This is a genomic window from Ureibacillus sp. FSL E2-3493, from assembly GCF_038077515.1.
In the GTDB taxonomy this organism is placed as follows: Bacteria; Bacillota; Bacilli; order Bacillales_A; family Planococcaceae; genus Ureibacillus; species Ureibacillus halotolerans.
This window is the reverse complement of record NZ_JBBOPK010000001.1, coordinates 715,017-734,575: the sequence shown is the minus strand read 5'-3', so window position 1 is coordinate 734,575 and position 19,559 is coordinate 715,017. Positions and strand designations below refer to the sequence as shown.

Sequence of the window (19,559 nt, the reverse complement as noted above, 5' to 3'; positions counted from 1 at the left end):
CTATTATTTTGCTCTTTTAACACTACTTACTTCAATCGTTTCCCGTCGAATATCAGCACCAAGTGCACATAATTTTTCTATTAATGAACTATATCCACGCTCAATATGATAAATATCTTGAATTTCTGTTTCACCATCTGCTATTAATCCGGCTAAAACAAGGGCCGCTCCAGCTCGCAAATCAGTAGCAGTTACTTTAGAGCCATGAAGTTTCGTTGGGCCTTGAATAATGGCACTATTCCCTTCTACTCTTGCATTTGCATTCATTCGACGCAATTCATCTATATGCTTAAAACGGGCAGTATAAATCGTGTCTGTAACCTTTGATGCTCCTACTGCTTGTGTCATTAAAACAGATAACGGTTGTTGCACGTCCGTAGGGAAACCAGGATAAACAAGTGTTTTTACATCGACTGCTTGGAGTACATCTGTTCTTGGGATAAAAACACTTTCCTCTCCCTCTTCAATTTTAACACCCATCTCCCGTAGTTTTGCTGTAACAGCTTCTAAATGGAGAGGAATAATATTATCAATTGTTACACCATCACCAATTGCTGCCGCCATTATCATAAATGTTGAAGCTTCAATACGGTCAGGAATAATTGTATGTTTAGTACCATGAAGTTCTTCTACTCCATCAATACGAATGACACTCGTTCCTGCTCCTTTAATATTTGCTCCCATATTCGTTAAAAGTGTGGCAACATCAATAATTTCCGGCTCTTTTGCAGCATTCTCAATGATTGTACGACCTTTTGCGCGTACTGCCGCTAACATAATATTTATCGTAGCACCTACACTTGCAACGTCCAAGTATATTTTCGCACCAATTAACTCATCAGCGCGTAAGTATATAGCTCCATGTTCATTCGTCACTTTAGCACCAAGGGCTTCAAACCCTTTAATATGTTGATCGATAGGACGCGGACCTAAGAAACAACCGCCTGGTAAACCAATGACCGCTTTCTTAAAACGTCCTAACATAGCTCCCATTAAATAGTAGGAAGCACGAAGTTTCTTTACATTTCCGTTTGGTAAAGGAATTGCAAGCATATTCGTAGGATCGATAATCATCTGTCCATCTTTAAAAGAAACTTCGCCACCAATTTCCTCCAGCAATGCTTTTAACGTCCAAGCATCTGAAATCTCTGGAATGCCACCAATTGTTACCGAAGAATTAGCTAAGATGGAAGCGGGGATTAATGCAACTGCGCTATTTTTTGCACCACTTACTTTTAATGTTCCTTTAAGGCGATTTCCGCCATTGATTTTATAAACATCCATATCCGTTCTCCCTTATGATTGGAAAGTTTCACTTATTACTGTTCTTTAAGCTAGCCATATCGCTCACTTTCTATCAAATGTGTGCCTTGACTATTCCACATAAACTTCTCGAGTTAGCTCGAACAATTTCTTAATTAACAGTGTGTTTTCGCCAGTGGCTTTCACTTCATACAGGTGGATATTAAAACCTTTTTATTGAACAGTGCATTAGGTTTACCTTTTATCGATCGTTCTGTATGAAGTAAAAAAAGGTAATTAATTTATATTTTTGTTGTTACTGTTTATTATTTACCTTTTTCACAATTTAAAGCTTAAAATTTTATGAACAATAAAGATTTTTTTATATTCTCTATATAATATTTTATTTTTGAATAATGTTGAATGTTGAAATGGAAACTCGATTATTCTGAATTAAAGTAATAAATGGCTCTTATTTGTTTTTACGTTTTTCCCAGTCCGCTAAAAATCCTTCAATCCCTTTATCAGTTAATGGATGATGGAATAATTGTTTTAAAACTTTAAATGGTGTTGTAGCAATATCAGCTCCTGCTAAAGCTACATCTGTAATATGTTGAGGGTGACGGATAGAAGCTGCAATAATTTCCGTTTCAATGCCGTGAATTGCAAACATATCTGAAATTGTTGCAATTAACTCTGTACCACTTTGACCAATGTCATCTAAACGTCCAACAAAAGGAGATACATAAGTTGCACCGGCACGGGCAGCCATTAATGCTTGGTTCGCACTAAAAATTAACGTCACATTAGTTTTAATACCTTTTTCAGAGAAAAATTTACAAGCTTTTAGACCTTCTGGTGTCATCGGTAATTTAACAGTGATGTTTGGTGCAATCGCTGCTAATTCTAAACCTTCTTTAATCATCCCTTCAGCATCTAGAGAAATTACTTCACCACTTACAGAACCATCAACTAGTTCAGCAATTTCACGAAGACGATCGTGGAAAGAAACATTTTCTTCTTTTGCTACCAATGATGGGTTTGTTGTAACACCCGATAAAATCCCCCAAGAATGGGCTTCCTTAATTTCTTCAAAGTTTGCTGTATCGATAAAAAATTTCATTATCTATATCCTCCTGTTTTCCATTTGTAAAGTGTCAATCAAAAATTAAGAGAAGGTCGATTGATTCCAATCCGACACTTCTCCTGCAAATCACTATATCAATTACGCCTCGGCACAATTGCGTCCGGATTTAAATTGTGCTTGTACAGTTAACTTTATGAAAAATCCGGTGCACGTTCCGGAAGTTCGTATTTCATCCAATCAAGGGATTTCCCATTTCCAAAACGGTAGGAAAATTTTCAATTGAATGAAAGTAAAGATAAAAAAGCATATATTCTATTGTTTATCCTATAGTAAACATTTTTAGTAATAATTAAAACCATTGGGCTTTTATTTTAAAAATTATTTTCCCCTTAAATGATTATTGAAACATCTATTCTATAACAGTAAGTTAGAATTACTTATGCCTTTTGAGAACTACCGAATTCACGCATTTTTCCAATAACCGTTTCTTTAATTGCTTCACGTGCTGGTCCTAAATATTTACGTGGATCATACACTTTTTTATCGTTTTCAAAAATTTCACGGATAACTTTCGTTGCAGCAATTTGATTTTCAGTGTTCACGTTTATTTTAGCCGTTCCTAACGAAATTGAACGTTGAATATCTTTAGTTGGAATACCAGTTCCACCATGTAAAACAAGTGGTAATCCTGTTAAATTAGAAATCTCTTCCATTTCTTTAAATCCTAAATTTGGTTCACCTTGATATGGACCATGAACTGAACCAAGAGCAGGTGCTAAGCAATCGATGTTTGTTTGTTCAACAAGTTGTTTACATTCCTGAGGATCAGCATATATAATACCTGCACCAATAACATCATCTTCTTGTCCGCCAACAGTACCAAGTTCAGCTTCAACAGATACTCCTTTTGAATGTGCATATTCTACAACTTCTGTTGTAATTTTTACATTTTCTTCAAACGGATGATGGGAAGCATCAATCATTACAGATGTAAAACCAGCATCAACAGCTTCTTTACATTTAGCAAAACTTGAACCATGATCTAAATGGATAGCAACAGGAACAGAAATTTTATAACTTTCCATTAATCCTTTAACCATATTTACAACTGCAATAAATCCGCCCATATATTTTCCAGCGCCTTCAGAAACACCAAGGATGACTGGAGATTTTTCTTCTTCAGCAGCAAGTAAAATCGCTTGTGTGAATTCAAGGTTATTAATATTAAATTGCCCTACAGCATATCCTTCTTCTTTCGCCTTAATTAACATTTCTTTCATTGATACTAATGGCATTACGAAAATCCTCCTCGGACAGATATAAAATTTAATAAGTTAAATATTCCAGTCTAATCATAGCAAAAACGATGTAGTCTCTCAAGTGAGACTACATCGTTTTCTGCGCCGAAAGCTTGCGTCAGGCGCAAAACACTTAATTTGAACTAATTTATTGATAAGTACTTGCTGTTTCTCTTTTTCATCCATCTCTCAAGTGCTAGGAGATGCTACCCTTTTCTGCGGCGAAAGCTTGAGACAGCCGCAAAAACACTTTAATTGAATATTTCCCCTTGAAGATAATTTCTCTTTTACTAGCATGTCTCTCAATCCTAGAGACGGGTTTGTTTTCTGCGGCGAAAGCTTGCGACAGCCGCAAAAACACTTTAATTGAATATTTCCCCTTGAAGATAATTTCTCTTTTACTAGCATGTCTCTCAATCCTAGAGACGGGTTTGTTTTCTGCGGCGAAAGCTTGCGACAGCCGCAAATATACTTTATAAAAACATTTCCTTTTAAAAAACCTCTCTCTTGCTACCTGTCTCTCAAGACTAGAAACCGGCTTGTTTCTACAGCAGGAGTATCGAAAAAATGAATTATTTTAAGTTAAACTTACACATATGACTATTAATTGTTAATAATATACACGCCAAGTTTTATGTAGAAAAATAACCATCTTTATTTTTTCAACACTTCATTTACTTCATTTTTAATATCAAAAATATTAAATGGTTTTGTAAAGTATTTCATCACGCCTAATTCATTTGCTTCATCCATAATTTCATTATCATCAAATGCTGTCATCATAAATACAGGAACATTTAAGTTATTCTTTCTTATTTCTCGTAATATTTCGATCCCATTCATTCCGGGAATTTTCATATCTAATAAAACACAATCTATGTTGTTACTTGCCATTATTTTAAGCGCTTCCAATCCGTTGGCAGCTTGAAATATTTTATATCCTTCCCTGGAGAAAACTTCATTTAACAGAAGACGAATTCCTTTTTGATCATCAACGATTAATATTTTTTTCACTATAACTTTCCCCTTAACGTGATATTATTTTATTATTATTTCCATTACTTTAATTACATTCCCTATCATACTTCACCTAAACATAAATTTCGATTTACTTTTTAAAAAACCTTTTAAAAAGACGTGCTATATTCTTTAAGATTTTACAATTTCGCAACGAAATATTTATAATACATAAAGAGGTGAAACCTATGTCTAAAATACTTTCTACTCAAATGAGTGGATTATTTCAAAGAATTATTCAAAGTGAAGAAGAAGCAATAGAAGAAACAGCACGTTTACTTGCTCAAGCTAGTGTTGGTCAAGGCAATGTATATTTCGCATGCTTTGGTGAATTACAGCCCATTGAAATAAAAGCGTTGGAAAAAACAGAGCCATTTGCTAATCTATCAAAATGGACTCCAGATACACCACTTACGGATGCAGATCGTGTATGTATCTTCACAGCAAGTTGTGAAGATCAAGAGGCTTTAAACTTGGCAAAAGAGTTATACGAAGAATTTATACCATTCGCTGTCGTTGCCCCTGAGCAACAAAGCGATAATAATGAATTAAGTAACTTGGCATACACATATGTGTCAACGAAAGTACGTGGCGGAATATTACCCCATCCAGTCAAACTTGGTGAACGAATTGTAATCCCACACCTAATGGCAGCTTTATTTATTTATGAGGCTATTAAGTTAAACTATGATGAAATAATTTTTGATGATGAACTCTAAGTTTAAACATTCGCCATTGACGTTTTTATAGTACATTGATTACTATCATTTTTCTAGGTATTTTTATCTTACTATAGAAAATTAAAGATAGGTTAAATATTACACAAATTTATCTATCATTTATTATACTTATTGTTCAAAACTTAAACAAAAGGGATATCTTATATAAAAAAGGTGTAGAAATAAACTGCATCTTTTCCATCAAAGAGGATATACTCATTAATAGGTAAATAGATGAAATAAAATTTGTTATTAACTGAGAGATTAAAAATTAAATGGAAAATTAAAAAACTACCTTGTAGTTCAATGCGAACTGTACTAGGTAGTTTTAGTTTACCTTATAATACTAGCTATTTCGTTTATCTAACGAATTCTAATTTCTGTCTCTTTATTAAAGAAATGAGCTTTATTCATATCAAAAGCAATTTCAAGCTTGTCACCAGGCTTGACCTCTGTACGTGGGTCGATCGTCGCTACTAAATTTTGGCCTTCAATAGTAGAATAAATTGTCATATCCGCACCAGTAAGTTCTGCTAATTCGATATCAATTTTAACTGTTGCCCCTTTAGCATAGTCAATAAATACTGGTTCATCATGGAAATCTTCCGGTCTAATCCCTAGAATCACTTCTTTTCCAACGTATCCTTGCTCACGAAGAACCATCATTTTTCCTTCGGGAATCGTAATGTTTGTACTTCCCATAGAAAAAACACCGTCTAAAATCTTTCCATTAAAGAAATTCATTGAAGGGGATCCTATAAATCCGCCTACGAAAATATTCTCTGGATTTTCGTAAATATACTTAGGAGCTCCTACCTGTTGAATCACCCCATCTTTCATCACAACAATCCGACTTGCCATCGTCATTGCTTCTGTTTGATCATGCGTTACATAAATGGTTGTAGTTCCTAATCTTCGGTGAAGCTTAACGATTTCAGCTCGCATTTGAACACGAAGTTTTGCATCCAAATTTGATAACGGTTCGTCCATTAAGAACACTTTTGCATCACGAACGATGGCACGGCCTAACGCAACTCGCTGACGTTGTCCACCAGAAAGGGCTTTTGGTTTACGTTTTAAGTAATCTTCGAGACCTAAAATTTTAGCTGCTTCTTTTACACGTCGATCGATTTCATCCTTTGGTACTTTACGAAGTTTTAACCCAAAGGCAATATTATCGTAAACTGTCATATGAGGATATAGTGCATAGTTTTGGAAAACCATAGCAATATCACGATCTTTAGGGGCTACATCGTTTACTCGGCGTTCGTCAATGAAGAAATCTCCTTTAGAAATTTCCTCAAGCCCGGCAACCATTCGTAAAGTGGTTGATTTCCCACAACCAGATGGGCCAACAAACACAATGAATTCCTTATCTTGAATATGAAGGTTAAAATCACTTACTGCTGTTACTTTATTGTCGTATATTTTATAAATATTATTTAATTTTAGCTCTGCCATTTTTTCAGCCTCCTACAATCTAAACTTTTTATTCATCGTTTGCCAACACATACTGATTTTTACTCAATTCTTATTGTCATTTTATCGGAAAACGCTTTCAATTATAATTTAATATTTTTAGATAATTGTTAAATATTTTTATATTTTTACAACTCGAATAAAAAAAGACTTGTAAATTAAACAAGTCTTTTTTAAAAATATCAGTTTATTTTCCCTACGCCGGCTTTTGCCTTTACAATTGCAGGAATAGCCTGTGTTGGATGGATTTTTGTGTACAAGGATGGCTTCCATCCAACATTCTCATCTAGTTGTACATCGTTTCCTTCGTTATGTGCTTTAACAAGATCTACTTTGCTTCCTTTACCTTTCCCATTTACGAATGAACCGTCCTCATATATAGAAGTTCCTTTCCAATAACGAATAATATGAGAAGGATCTACATTGTAATCGAAGTTAAAATAGTTATTTTCAGCATAAATTTTCGATTCCGCCCCTACCCCAAATGCATAATCGAATAAGTATTCCGAGTCATTCGTAAACTCATAATAGTTATTGTAGATATGAACTTCACCATAACGCACTCTTGGTAAACGTTGTGTTAAATCCTTAAAATAATTGTGGTGAATGGTTACTTTTAATCTATCTCTATCAGTCGTTTTGCTGTCACTTGACCCAATCAGCATCACTTTATCATGGTCTTCAAATTTGTTATACGAAATCGTCACATAACTTGCACCGTTTGTTACGTCCAATAATCCATCATGCTGTTGGTAAGTACGGCCAAAGTATTTTCCAAAAGAGGAGTCTGTGTTTTCACCATCAGTAAATGTGCAATGGTCAATCCAAACATTTTCAGTATTATTTGTGATGGAAATATTATCGTATTCAGAATTCCACTCACCATAATCTCCGTCCGTCGGGTCCCATTGTGGGAAGAAATCACGCGGAGCTTCAAACTCAATGTTGCGGATAATGATATTCTCTACTCCGCTCATATTCAAACTACCCCCAATGATTTTAGCATCATTGCCAATTCCTATTATGGTCGTATTCGAACCAATATTGATTACAATTTGTTCTTTTTGCTTTTTCTGAGCCTTAGCGCGTGCATCTTCAAGCTCACCTTCTACTTCCTTTTCATAACCCCACGTTTCAGGATTGTATGCCTTTAAATATTCTTCAAAATCATACCCTGTACCCTCTGCATAGTATTCCGGTCCAATCGGATTATTATTTTCATCTACATTAAAATCAATTGTCCCTTCTACATAGATGATCTTCGGTTGATCATTCTTACCGTTTGATTTATTATCACCACCCAATGCTTCAATTAATTCGCTTTTATTTGTAACTGTGAAAATATGATTTTCGTCTGCTTTAGATCCACCTGTTGTTCCGTTTCCAAAAGAAGCCCATCCATCTTTTGGTTGTAAAACTTCTTTTCCTAGGTCATTGGATGAAGCCGAGACGGAAATAACCCCAAAACTGAATAACAATACTGCTAGAATGGTACTAATCATTTTTTTCATAAATTCACCTTTTCCTCTCATTTTATTTTTGTAAAAAATCTTCCCGCTGTGGGGTAAAAACATCTAAAATGGTGGAATCTTCTTCTAGCGCTTTAACTCCGTGGCGTGTACCCGACGGAATGTAAATACTATCTCCCTGTCTAACAATTTGAACTTCTCCGTCCAGGTTGAACTCAAAGCTTCCTCGTGAGATATAACTCACTTGTTCATGAGGATGAGAATGGATGCTTCCAACTGCGTCTTTCTCGAAAGTTACTTCCGTCATCATTAAACTGCCTCCGTAACCTAAAAGTTTTCGTTCCACCCCTTCTTCTGTTGAGACGGCTTTGATTTTATCACCAAAAATAAACATATCTCTCCCCCTCATTACGTTTGCTTTGGTAGTTCAATTAAATAAAGATTACAAGGACCTTCTCGGTCGGATGTAAACAAAATCTTATCATTATTCCAGCTAAAGGTTGGATGACAATGGGTTTGTTGAGTAATCCAGCTCGTTTTGTGAGAACATAACGTTTGAATCGTAGCCTTCTCTCCCGATATATCAATTAACACTAAATCCTCTACTTCATCTCCGACTAATACTGTATTGTTAAAATTGCTATGATAGTGATTGCAATAAAAAGGTAGATCAATTTGACGGATTAAGTTCCCCTCTTCATCGGCTAATCCTACAAATGGAATTTGCCCTGACGTATGTGATTTTTGAATAGTTGCTTGTGTTCTATGAACAGTTATTGTTCCGTCATGGCCTTTTCGACGGTTATCAAAAAAGATTTTCCCATCACTAGTCCAAAACTCGTGGCCAATACAATCGTCCTCTCCTTGCCTAAATAAAGGCTGCGGGGAACGCGAACGAATATCCAATAGCCAAATTCGTTGGTGAACAAGATTCCATGGTCCTTCATGGCAAAAGGTTGCCAAGCTGCTATTTATCGGTGAAAACTGAAAGTGCCCTAGCCAGTGGGTATCTTCGAAAACATCAAAAACCTCTTTTCCATCCATGCTGATTAACGTTATCCAACCCTTTTTCGTCGCATACATCGTTTCTTTAAATCCTCTATAATTGGCTCCTCTTTCGATTGGAACAAATTCATTCCGAGCCATACCGATATATTTTTTATCCGCAGAAATATGCGGGTGGCCTAAATCTATCCCCGGCTTTTCCTCATAGAGTACAGTAGTTTGGAATGTTGATATTTCTAATTTCTTTAATAACCTTCCCGTTACATAAACGACAATGTCACCGTCAGGAGTTTTCGTATGAAAGCTTGGAGTAATTCCCTTGGGCTCATCTGTTAGCTGTAAAATCCTACCGGTAGCTAAATTCATTTTAAAAAGATTATAAATTTCTGATCTTTTAGAAGAACGGTCCGATAAAAAATAAATATCTTGATCTCCTGTACAAAAAGAATTATCGGTAAAGTAAAAGTGGAAATTATTAGAACCATTAGATGTTAGCTGTTTGACAACATTACCCGTTTTCTCATCTATATACTCTTTGAATTCTGAAGGAAACTCCTTGCCAATCATATATCTTCCTCCTCCCAATTAAGGATAAAGTTGAATAGGCTTTTTTGAGAAATACACGTCATACACTAACATCTATTTATAAAGTAACTCCCGTCTTAAAAATCGCAATCTCCCTAAAATCATTTTTCTCATTATTCACAAGTTCTCCACTAGCAACTTGTATAATATAGTCGATAAAATCGTTCAACACGACATCGGATTCCTTCTCTAAAAGTACACCAGCATTAAAATCAATCCAGTGGGGCTTTGTTTCATACAATGGGGTATTTGTTGAAATTTTCATTGTTGGCACAAAGGATCCAAATGGGGTTCCCCGCCCTGTCGTGAATAGTACTAATTGACATCCAGCTGCAGCTAGAGCAGAAGATGCAACCAAGTCATTCCCAGGTGCACTCAACAAATTCAACCCTTTTTCTCTAAGAATTTCTCCATATTTTAGAACATCTGTTACCATTGATGTTCCTGCCTTCTGTGTACAACCTAAAGATTTATCCTCCAATGTTGAAATTCCACCATCCTTATTTCCTGGAGAAGGATTTTCATAGATTGGTTGTTTATTTTCTATAAAGTACTCTTTAAATTCATTAATTAGCTCAACCGTCTTTTCAAAAACTTCTGAATTCACAGCACGCTCCATTAGGATTGTTTCAGCTCCAAACATTTCTGGAACCTCTGTCAGTACTGTCGTACCTCCTTGAGCAACAAGGAAATCTGAAAATCTACCCAGCAATGGATTTGCCGTGATTCCTGAAAAACCATCAGATCCCCCACACTTCAACCCAACCTTTAATTCAGATAATGGTACGGGTTCACGTTTATCGTTTTTAGCAGCTGCATAAATTTCTTTTAGTAATTCCACACCTGCTTCAATTTCGTCGGTCACTTCTTGAGAAACTAAAAACTTTATACGCTCTTCATCAAATTCTCCAAGAGTTTGCTTAAATTCATATAAGTTGTTGTTTTCACAACCTAATCCTAAAACAAGGACACCACCGGCATTTGGATGGAGCACCGCATCTCTTAATATTTTTCTAGTATTTTCATGATCGTCTCCTAATTGAGAACATCCATAATTGTGTTTTAATACGAGAACGTTTTCAAACGGGTAAATATCACCTACTTCCTTTTCAAAAAGTTTCAACATTCGTTCCGCAATCCCATTTACACAACCAACAGTTGGCACTATCCAAAGTTCGTTTCGAATCCCTACATTTCCATTTTTTCTTTTGTAACCATTAAACGTAAGGTTTTTATTTTTATAAGGATTACGGTTTAACTTTTGATGGAATTGATATTCCTGAATTCCGTCCAAATTCGTTTTAATATTATGGGTATGAATATGTTCCCCCACCGAAATTGTTTTAATTGCGTGGCCAATTGGGTACCCGTACTTAATGACATGTTCATTAACAGAAAAATCTTTGATTGCTATTTTATGTCCTCTTTTAATCTCATCCTTTAGTACGATCGTTTGCTCATTCATTATCAATGATTGCCCTTTTGGTAAATCTTTAAGTGCTACAATCACATTATCGTGATCATGTAATTGGATGAAATCCAACATGAATATTCCCCCTAATTAATTGGCCGCCTTTTGCTCCAATAACGTTTCAACGGCCTGTTTCATTCCTTTTGTTTCAATTTCATATAAATTTTTCGTCACTTCGTCTGTTAATTCCGGTATAACGTTTAAATCCATATCCCAGATTTTTTTGCAACTTAACACACTTGTGACAATTCCTCTAATACTCTCTAGACTGCCATCAACTTCATTCCATTGTGTCTTAAACAATTCAAGTACTTCGTGGTCGTCGGACAGTTCAATCTTTTCATCACCGCTTTTTCCCTTATAAAAGGAAATCAACGCAGCTAGTGAGAATACTAGTTTCTTCGGTAATGAATTTTTACGATTTACATATTCCAGCAAGGTAGGTAAATCTCTAGTTTTAAATTTAGATGTTGAATTTAATGAAATACTTAATAAGAAATGCTGCATATACGGATTCTTAAATCTCTCAATCACTTCTTCTGCAAAAGATCGACTTTCATTTATAGGAAAATCCAATGTTGGAATGATTTCATCATAAATTATCTCTTTTACGAATTTACCAATGATTTCATGTTCAATTGCCTCACCTACTGTGTTGAGACCGTATAAATAAGAAACAGGAGCCATCGCTGTATGAGCACCGTTTAAGATTCGTACCTTCCTTGTTCTGTACGGAGTTATATCATCGACAAAGAAAGTGTTCAATCCTGCCAGATGAACCGGAAATTCTTCACGAATCCATTGTGGTCCTTCAATAACAAATAGGTGGAATTGCTCACCAACAACGACAAACTCGTCTATATAGCCAAGCTCTGCTGTGATTTCATCGATTGATTCCGTAGGGAACCCCGGAACAATTCGGTCAACAAGTGTATTACAGAATGTATTTGCTCCATCAATCCAATCCAAAAATCCCCGTCCTAATTTCCATAACTCTCCATATCGTAAAACCAATTCCTTTAATTTATCCCCATTACGCTCTATTAGTTCACAAGGTATAATAATCAAACCTCTATCCTCTTTGCCTTCAAATGCTTGATAACGTTCATACAAAAAAGAAGTTAGTTTAGCTGGAAAACTCGTTTGAGGTCGATCTGTTAATTGATCATTTTCGTTAAAGACAATCCCTGCTTCTGTTGTATTAGAAAAAATAAACCTAAGATTGGGATTATGGGCTAGTTGCATATACTCATCGTATTGTTTAAAAAGATTTAAACCTCGGCTAATACAACTTATCGTCGAATGTTCTTTGACAGGTTTTCCTTCTTTTATCCCTTGTAAATAAAGAGTAAATAATCCATCCTGTTCATTTAACTTTTCAACCGCTCCTTGTCCGCGCGGCTGAACGACTACCACACTGCCATTAAAGTCTGTATTCTCGTTAAGCACATCAATTTGCCAATCAATAAAGGCTCTTAAAAAATTACCTTGCCCGAATTGCAAAACTTTCTCCGGACGTTTTTGATAATTTTTTACAAATTGTTTGTTTAATTTTTCCATGAATATTCTCCTCATAAATCAACACTTTTTACAATGCATAGATGAACTTTAAGACAATGGGACACATTATTAAACAATTAATCTTGTCTTAGGGAAATTAGATTTTCTCCTACTAATCCGTGTCTACAATCCCTATTAGCTCATAGTCTCCGTTACTCTTTAATCAAATTGAAAATATTCTTTTGCATTATAATAAGAAATTCCTTGAACGATTTTCCCTAAGAATTCAGGATCATTTGGAACTTCTCCCTGCTCTACCCACTCACCAATTAGATAACAGATTAATCTTCTAAAATATTCGTGTCGTGTATAGGATAAGAAACTACGGGAGTCAGTTAACATACCGATAAAACGGCTAAAGAGACCCATGTTCGCTAAGGATTGCATTTGCTCAAGCATTCCTATCTTATTATCGTTAAACCACCAAGCTGTACCGAACTGGATTTTCCCAGGAATGCCTCCCCCTTGAAAGCTTCCAATTACAGCGGAAATCACGTTATTATCTTTCGGATTTAGAGAATAAATAATTGTTTTCGGCAGAGCATTTTCTTTCTCCATTGAATTTAACAGCTGTATCAATGGTTTTGCGATTTCTTCATCATTAATGGAATCATAGCCTGTGTCCGGACCTAAAACTGTAAACATTCTTTCGTTATTATTTCGTAAGGCATTAATGTGGAACTGCATTGCCCAGCCTAATTCAGCATATAACTTACCTAAAAATCTTAAAGTATAACTTTTATATTTCTTTTCATCTTCAGTGGAAACTTTTTTACCTTGTAAAGCCTCTTCGAAAATCCGTTGCACTTCCTCTAACGTTGTGTCTGCATACATCATCGTATCGATTGCATGATCTGAAACTCTACCACCTACTGAATGGAAAGATCGAACTCTTGACTCAAGGGCTTGGAGGAAGTCTCCATAACTTTTAATTTGGATTGCTGAAATTCCTTCCAGTGTTTTCACCCAATTTAGATACCCGTCACGGTTAATTTCAAGTCCTTTATCCGGGCGGAAACTAGGTAAGACTTTTACATCAAAGTCACTTTCTTCTTGCAAACGCAGATGATACTCTAAACTATCAACAGGATCATCTGTCGTACATACGACCCGCACATTTGATTTTTTAATAAAATCCCTGGCGCGGAAACCATCACTATTTAATAACCTATTTACCTTTTCCCAAATAGCGGGGGCAGTTTCTTCGTTTAAAAGCTCATTTATTCCAAAAAATCTTTGAAGTTCTAAGTGAGTCCAGTTAAATACTGGATTTCCAATTGTCATCGGAAGGGTTCTAGCCCATGCCAGAAACTTATCGTAATCACTAGCTTTGCCCGTAATATACTCTTCCTCAATGCCATTTGCTCGCATTAATCGCCATTTATAATGGTCACCATATAACCAGATTTCTGTAATATTTTTGAATTTTTTATTCTCATAAATTTCTTTAGGACTTAAATGGCAATGATAGTCAATAATAGGCATATTCTTTGCATAGTCGTTATATAAAGTAACGGAGGTTTCATTATTTAGTAAAAAATTTTCATCCATGAAATTTCGCATATAAACACCAGCCTTTTCGATTTATTAAAGGGAATATATTTGTTCTATTCATTTTATGTTGGAATATTTTTCCTTTAAATACTTCATACTGCCATCGATATAAGGTTCTCTTGTCCCTTCCATCAAAACATTTAGAAAGGGTTTTTTCTGTTTTATACTTTTAAAAATAACCTCATAATTTAACAAACCTTGCCCTACTGGTACGATTTTGACCCAATTATTTTCAATAATAAAATCCTTTGCATGAAGGGCGACAATCTTGTCTCCAAACAGCTCGATTGCTTCTTGAATAACCTCTTCTTGATGTTCGTAATTATCCATTGAAATAAAATTAGCAGGATCATAGATGACTTGTAGATGATTGGAAGGAATTTCTTCAAGTAACCGTTTCATTCGCTGTGGTGTATGAATCGGATGATTAATTCCCCCTTCTATTCCTACAATCACGCCAAATTTCTCTGCCTCTTCCACAAGTTCTTTAACACTTTCGACTACTTCATAAAATGGTTGTTCCTTAAAATTTTCCTCTGTATACACGATGTCTGGATTAACATTTCCCGTCTCCGTTCCTACAATGCTGCAGCCAAAATCTCTCGCAAATCGAATATGCTCCTTGAATCGTTCAAGTTCCTTTCTTCTTACATGACAGTCTGGGTGAATCATGTTAATATAACAGCCTAAAATGGCAATTTGAATCCCTTTTTGTTTAAAAACGCTTCCAATATGATGGGCAAAACCAGGACTCAAACTACCTAATGAAGTATTCATCTCCCTAAATGATTTCCCTAGTGCCAATTGAACAGCGGTTAATCCTTTACTAGCAATCACACTTACTAATTCTTCTAATGGAAGGTTGTCAATATCATGAGCTCTGATTCCAATATTTAGGCTCACCTTCTCTCTCCTCCTATTCTAAAAAAGAATCTGTCCCTTAACCTTGAACCAAACCCTTTTAAAATTGTTTATCTCACTAGTCGTAATTTATTATTAGAAAAGCTGTTTAGATTCAAGAAAGGTTTCCCTTGTTCAGTAATCTAGTTTTTATTTATCTTAAATCCTCCATTTTTACGTGATCCATGTCTGTATAGGTGATGTTTTCCCCACACATTGCCCAAAATGATTCAATCTCATCTGTGTTATATCTTTTCATTTCCTCTGGATGATTTGCCTAACGAGTTTCCATTTTGAATATCCCTCCATTCGAGAAGTGGTCCCCTTACTGCCTTCACAAAATCAGGATCCAAATCCGCCTGCTGGGAGTATAGTCATTTTTTCATCATGTCACCCCAAACGCGGCAATTAATTAAGAATTTTTAGAATATACAAACTTATACGTTGAGTATATAAATCCATGAAAGGGATTACAATTTGATTTAACAAACATCTTAAAATCTTAAACCATTATCTTAAGATTTTTATACATGTATGGAAAAACTTACAAAGGAATATGGGGAAAGATTTTTAAATTTTTGCGGAGATGCAATCGTAGAAAAGTTTCTAAAATAGAACGAGGACCATAAAAGGATATGAAGTGTTTTGCGACCCTTCGAATCATCCTTACAAACTACTAAAAAGAGAAAAAAGAACAGACCCCTTATAACTCAACAAATGTTAAGTTGGGGCATGCCCTTTAATTTATATCCGTTGATTTTATTTAAACTGCTTTTTGTACTCGGCAGGTGTATAACCAGTATATTTTTTAAAACAAATACTAAAATATTGGGGATTATTATAGCCAACTTTTTCACAAACTTCATAGGTTTTCTTATCACCATTACGCAATTCTTCCATCGCCTTCTTCATCCGTATCTCCAATAGGAAATCTCCAAAATTGATTCCTTTTTCCAGTTTAAATAGATTGCTTAAATACGGAGCACTAACATGGATAAATTCAGCTACTTTTTTTAATGTTAAGGTGCTATCTTGGAAGTGTTCTTTCATGTACATAATTGCCTGATCAACATGGCTAAAATGATTCTTGTCTTCTTTTTTATTCATTTCATCAGACCATTGTTGAATAAGTCGGTTTAAAATTCCCATCATTTCCGATAAGGTTTCCATTTTTATAATATTTTGATAAACATCCGATGAACTAAAACTTTTAATCTCCTCTTTTTTCCACTTTTCAACTTCAAAAAAGAGCATCGTACTAAACTTTAATGCGATAATTTTTAATTCAGTTAACGGCACGGATTTTTTTTCTATAATTGCTTCATTTAATTGATGAAGCGTTTCACTTACCTTTTCAGGTATTCCTAACTTAATATGATTTTCTAATTCAAATTCCAATTCTTTTAAACGACTTTCCGTTTCTTCCTTACTTGAAACGGTATCTTCAAAAGAAAATACTTTACCTATTCCCATAATATGTCTCAAATCCATTGCTAAACGTGATTCAAGCAATGATTTGCCCAGCTCAAATAAATTTGGATAGGTTCTACCAAGTGTAATTGTTATAGAATGTTTGACGGAATGACAACAATCAAATAATTGTTGTACAAGCTGTCCCTTCCTTACATCATTTTCGTCTTCCAAAGATAACAGAATGGCGAATTCATTAGGATCGATATGGATGGCAATAAAGTTTCTTTGCGAAAAAAAGGAAGAAGTTATCTCTGTCATCTTTCGTTTGCATTCATCATGAAATCCGATAGGAGAATGAAGCAGTACTGCTGCAAATTCGGGTCCTTCTAATTCAACCCCAAGCTCAGCTAATTCCTCTTCGATATCCATCCACTCCCCTTCTCCCTTCATCAACTCTTGAAAAAATTTCTGCTGAAGGTACGGCAAAGATTCCATAATTCTTTTTTCCTTTTTATTTTCCTGTTCCCAATCTTCTGCTGCCTCTTTTGCTTTATGTAGCAATTGCTCTGAGTCCACTGGCTTTAATAAATAATCGTATGCTTTTAGTTTCACTGCTTGTTGAGCATATTTAAAATCTTCGAAGCCTGTTAGAAAAATAATTCTCGTTTCCGGACTAATTTCTCTTATTTTTTTTGCCATTTCTAACCCGTCCATAAAGGGCATATTTATATCTGAGATGACGACTTGGGGTTGTTCTTTTTCAATTAGTCCGAGTGCCACCTCACCATCTCCCGCTTCCCCTGCAACAACAAATCCATGTTCATCCCAATTAATTGACTGACAAATCCCACGACGAATAATGCGATCATCTTCGACAACAATCACTTTATACATTTCCGTTAATCTCCCCCTTTGTTTTGGGAATCAGAATGCTCACCACTGTGCCTTGACCTAATTTACTTGATATATGCAAACCATATTCTTTTCCAAAGTGAATTTTAATTCGCTCATTTACACTTTTTAACCCAATCCCAATAAAACTCTTTTTCTCTTGAAAAGAAGCTTCCATTTCTTTTAAAATCTCTACTAATTTTTCTTCTTCAATGCCATTCCCATTATCAGCCACCTCTAGGTGAATCGTATCTCCTGTCTGATAGCCTTTTATCGTAATCCTCCCTTGACCTCTTCTCTGCTTTACTCCATGATAAATGGCGTTTTCAATTAATGGCTGTAATGAAAGTTTAATAATGTTATAGGATAAAATATCTTCTTCAATGTTAATTTCGTAGGAGAAGTCATCTCCATACCGCATTTCCTGGATGAATAAATAATGCTCAATATGTTCAATCTCATCTTTAATCGGAATAATCTCCTTTCCCTTGCTAATTCCTATACGAAAGAAGCTTGAGAGGGCACTGATCATTCGGCTTGCATCCTTATTTAATCCCATATCACATAATCCTTTTATCGAATAAAGTGTATTATAAAGAAAGTGAGGATTAATTTGCGCATGCATAATCGCAAATTCTAATTGCCTTTTCTCCTCCTGTTCTAACTGAATTTGTTCCATCAATGTTTGCGTTCGTAAAAGTAACTCTTTAAACCCGTTATGAAGTATTTTCATTTCTTCTGGACCAGACGATTCATCATATAAAGCAAGACTTTCCCTTTTAATCGTACGCATTTGCTTTGCCATTTTTTCAAATGGTTTTGAGATATATTTTCCAACTAAGGAAGTTAAAAAAATCGCACTAACAATCATTACTAATATGAAAAAAACAGTAGCATGTTTTATGTAATTTACTTTATTTAATATTTCACTTTCAGGAACAACAGCCGCCAATTTCCACTTATTTGCCTCGATAGTGTCATAGATTACAATCATATCTTCTCCGGCAACGCTTTCATATGAGAATTCTCCGCTTTCATCTTCAGTATGTTGAAGTGAATGAAGCGTTTTGTCATCTAACTGATATTCTGATTTAACGTTTTTCGATTCATATTTTCCATTGGGGCTAATAAGTGTTAAATAGCCATTTTCTCCAATTAACGATTTGTTCAACACTTGTTCAAAGTAATCATCTCGAAGATTAAATAGGATAATTCCTCTATCAGACGAGGGGCCCCTCTCGATTAATCTAAATAAAGAAATTACTTGATCATTTGTATTAAAAATTTCATCTTGATGCATATTTCTCCAATAAAATCCTTCTTTGCTTCCTTCATATAGATTAAAATAATCCTCATACGAAATGGATGGATTCGAATTATAATCACTGTGATAAAGGGAAAACTCCCCTTGGTTTAGATCAATGAGGACGGATTCAATGATGACGTTATATCGGGAATATACATGTTGCAAACTCTTATCAATTTCCACGTAATACTCTGGTTTAATTTCTGCTCTCTCAGTTCCAACTAAATTTAATATTCTCGGGTTACTCGAAACAGATACTAATTGTTGAAAAACATCTGAAAGCATATAGTCTAAATAATTTTTTGTTTGAAAAATTGTATCATTGACATTTTTATATGCATTTTCTTCAATTTGTGCTGTTGCAAGCATCGAAGACACCCATCCGGAAATGGATATAAAAATAATAATGATAGGTAAATAGAGAGTGTTAATCGTTGATTTAATGGAGTATAGGAAATATTTCTGAAATAAGTTCTTTATTTTTGTCATCAGTTCACCCCCTTCTCTTCTATCTAAACAATGATGTAAGCGGTTAATCTATTTCTTTATTCTAAATATACTAA

Annotated in this window: 15 protein-coding genes; 1 reads left to right on the top strand and 14 read right to left on the bottom strand. The window is 35.0% G+C overall.

From position 1 onward, the window contains the following. Nucleotides 1-3 precede the first annotated feature (3 nt). The 4 genes from MHH69_RS03910 to MHH69_RS03895 all read right to left on the bottom strand — a co-directional run bounded on the left by MHH69_RS03910 (nucleotide 4) and on the right by MHH69_RS03895 (nucleotide 4,641). On the bottom strand, nucleotides 4-1,284 hold the full coding sequence (locus MHH69_RS03910; protein WP_122971451.1) for a UDP-N-acetylglucosamine 1-carboxyvinyltransferase: 1,281 nt from the start codon (nucleotides 1,282-1,284) through the stop codon (nucleotides 4-6). 430 nt (nucleotides 1,285-1,714) lie between these two features. Next, nucleotides 1,715-2,365, bottom strand: a complete 651-nt coding sequence (fsa, locus tag MHH69_RS03905) for a fructose-6-phosphate aldolase (RefSeq protein WP_122971450.1) — start codon at nucleotides 2,363-2,365, stop codon at nucleotides 1,715-1,717. A 401-nt stretch (nucleotides 2,366-2,766) separates the two neighbouring features. Continuing rightward, on the bottom strand, nucleotides 2,767-3,624 hold the full coding sequence (locus MHH69_RS03900) for a class II fructose-bisphosphate aldolase (protein WP_122971449.1): 858 nt from the start codon (nucleotides 3,622-3,624) through the stop codon (nucleotides 2,767-2,769). A 657-nt stretch (nucleotides 3,625-4,281) separates the two neighbouring features. Next, nucleotides 4,282-4,641 carry a response regulator gene (locus MHH69_RS03895; RefSeq protein ID WP_122971448.1) on the bottom strand — a complete coding sequence of 120 codons (360 nt, stop codon included), beginning with the start codon at nucleotides 4,639-4,641 and terminating at the stop codon, nucleotides 4,282-4,284. A gap of 191 nt (nucleotides 4,642-4,832) precedes the next feature. Between MHH69_RS03895 and MHH69_RS03890 the strand changes: the two genes are divergently transcribed. Then, nucleotides 4,833-5,363, top strand: coding sequence for a DUF2529 family protein (locus MHH69_RS03890; RefSeq protein WP_341361783.1), 531 nt, complete (start codon nucleotides 4,833-4,835; stop codon nucleotides 5,361-5,363). A 363-nt stretch (nucleotides 5,364-5,726) separates the two neighbouring features. Here the strand turns inward: MHH69_RS03890 and MHH69_RS03885 are convergent, their stop codons facing one another. From MHH69_RS03885 to MHH69_RS03840, 10 genes are all read right to left on the bottom strand, one after another. Further along, nucleotides 5,727-6,824: an ABC transporter ATP-binding protein gene (locus tag MHH69_RS03885; protein ID WP_122971446.1), complete on the bottom strand. Its 1,098-nt coding sequence runs from the start codon at nucleotides 6,822-6,824 to the stop codon at nucleotides 5,727-5,729. A 200-nt stretch (nucleotides 6,825-7,024) separates the two neighbouring features. Then, nucleotides 7,025-8,353 carry a pectate lyase family protein gene (locus MHH69_RS03880; protein ID WP_341361782.1) on the bottom strand — a complete coding sequence of 443 codons (1,329 nt, stop codon included), beginning with the start codon at nucleotides 8,351-8,353 and terminating at the stop codon, nucleotides 7,025-7,027. 22 nt (nucleotides 8,354-8,375) lie between these two features. Then, nucleotides 8,376-8,705, bottom strand: coding sequence for a cupin domain-containing protein (locus MHH69_RS03875; protein ID WP_122971445.1), 330 nt, complete (start codon nucleotides 8,703-8,705; stop codon nucleotides 8,376-8,378). Between the two features lie 14 nt (nucleotides 8,706-8,719). After that, nucleotides 8,720-9,883, bottom strand: a complete 1,164-nt coding sequence (locus MHH69_RS03870) for an oligogalacturonate lyase family protein (protein WP_341361781.1) — start codon at nucleotides 9,881-9,883, stop codon at nucleotides 8,720-8,722. A 76-nt stretch (nucleotides 9,884-9,959) separates the two neighbouring features. After that, nucleotides 9,960-11,447 carry a UxaA family hydrolase gene (locus tag MHH69_RS03865; RefSeq protein WP_341361780.1) on the bottom strand — a complete coding sequence of 496 codons (1,488 nt, stop codon included), beginning with the start codon at nucleotides 11,445-11,447 and terminating at the stop codon, nucleotides 9,960-9,962. A gap of 15 nt (nucleotides 11,448-11,462) precedes the next feature. Beyond that, the gene (locus MHH69_RS03860; RefSeq protein ID WP_341361779.1) at nucleotides 11,463-12,932 is read right to left on the bottom strand and encodes a tagaturonate reductase; all 1,470 of its coding nucleotides are present in this window, start codon (nucleotides 12,930-12,932) and stop codon (nucleotides 11,463-11,465) included. A 159-nt stretch (nucleotides 12,933-13,091) separates the two neighbouring features. After that, a complete protein-coding gene (gene uxaC / locus MHH69_RS03855) occupies nucleotides 13,092-14,495 on the bottom strand; it encodes a glucuronate isomerase (RefSeq protein WP_341361778.1) in 1,404 nt (467 codons plus the stop codon). Between the two features lie 48 nt (nucleotides 14,496-14,543). After that, complete coding sequence (locus MHH69_RS03850) at nucleotides 14,544-15,389, bottom strand: sugar phosphate isomerase/epimerase family protein (protein WP_122971440.1); 846 nt, start codon at nucleotides 15,387-15,389, stop codon at nucleotides 14,544-14,546. Between the two features lie 756 nt (nucleotides 15,390-16,145). Further along, on the bottom strand, nucleotides 16,146-17,693 hold the full coding sequence (locus tag MHH69_RS03845; RefSeq protein WP_341361777.1) for a response regulator: 1,548 nt from the start codon (nucleotides 17,691-17,693) through the stop codon (nucleotides 16,146-16,148). Then, entirely contained in the window at nucleotides 17,686-19,485 is a 1,800-nt protein-coding gene (locus tag MHH69_RS03840) for a sensor histidine kinase (protein ID WP_341361776.1), read from the bottom strand. Before MHH69_RS03840 ends, MHH69_RS03845 begins: the two co-directional genes overlap by 8 nt. Between the last annotated feature and the right edge of the window lie 74 nt (nucleotides 19,486-19,559).

Bases quoted from the DNA above. Each gene is read 5' to 3' on its own strand.
- MHH69_RS03910 (WP_122971451.1), bottom strand. From the start codon at position 1,284: ATGGATGTTTATAAAATCAATGGCGGAAATCGCCTTAAAGGAACATTA.
- fsa (WP_122971450.1), bottom strand. From the start codon at position 2,365: ATGAAATTTTTTATCGATACAGCAAACTTTGAAGAAATTAAGGAAGCC.
- MHH69_RS03900 (WP_122971449.1), bottom strand. From the start codon at position 3,624: ATGCCATTAGTATCAATGAAAGAAATGTTAATTAAGGCGAAAGAAGAA.
- MHH69_RS03890 (WP_341361783.1), top strand. From the start codon at position 4,833: ATGTCTAAAATACTTTCTACTCAAATGAGTGGATTATTTCAAAGAATT.
- MHH69_RS03885 (WP_122971446.1), bottom strand. From the start codon at position 6,824: ATGGCAGAGCTAAAATTAAATAATATTTATAAAATATACGACAATAAA.
- MHH69_RS03880 (WP_341361782.1), bottom strand. From the start codon at position 8,353: ATGAAAAAAATGATTAGTACCATTCTAGCAGTATTGTTATTCAGTTTT.
- MHH69_RS03875 (WP_122971445.1), bottom strand. From the start codon at position 8,705: ATGTTTATTTTTGGTGATAAAATCAAAGCCGTCTCAACAGAAGAAGGG.
- MHH69_RS03870 (WP_341361781.1), bottom strand. From the start codon at position 9,883: ATGATTGGCAAGGAGTTTCCTTCAGAATTCAAAGAGTATATAGATGAG.
- MHH69_RS03865 (WP_341361780.1), bottom strand. From the start codon at position 11,447: ATGTTGGATTTCATCCAATTACATGATCACGATAATGTGATTGTAGCA.
- MHH69_RS03860 (WP_341361779.1), bottom strand. From the start codon at position 12,932: ATGGAAAAATTAAACAAACAATTTGTAAAAAATTATCAAAAACGTCCG.
- uxaC (WP_341361778.1), bottom strand. From the start codon at position 14,495: ATGCGAAATTTCATGGATGAAAATTTTTTACTAAATAATGAAACCTCC.
- MHH69_RS03845 (WP_341361777.1), bottom strand. From the start codon at position 17,693: ATGTATAAAGTGATTGTTGTCGAAGATGATCGCATTATTCGTCGTGGG.
- MHH69_RS03840 (WP_341361776.1), bottom strand. From the start codon at position 19,485: ATGACAAAAATAAAGAACTTATTTCAGAAATATTTCCTATACTCCATT.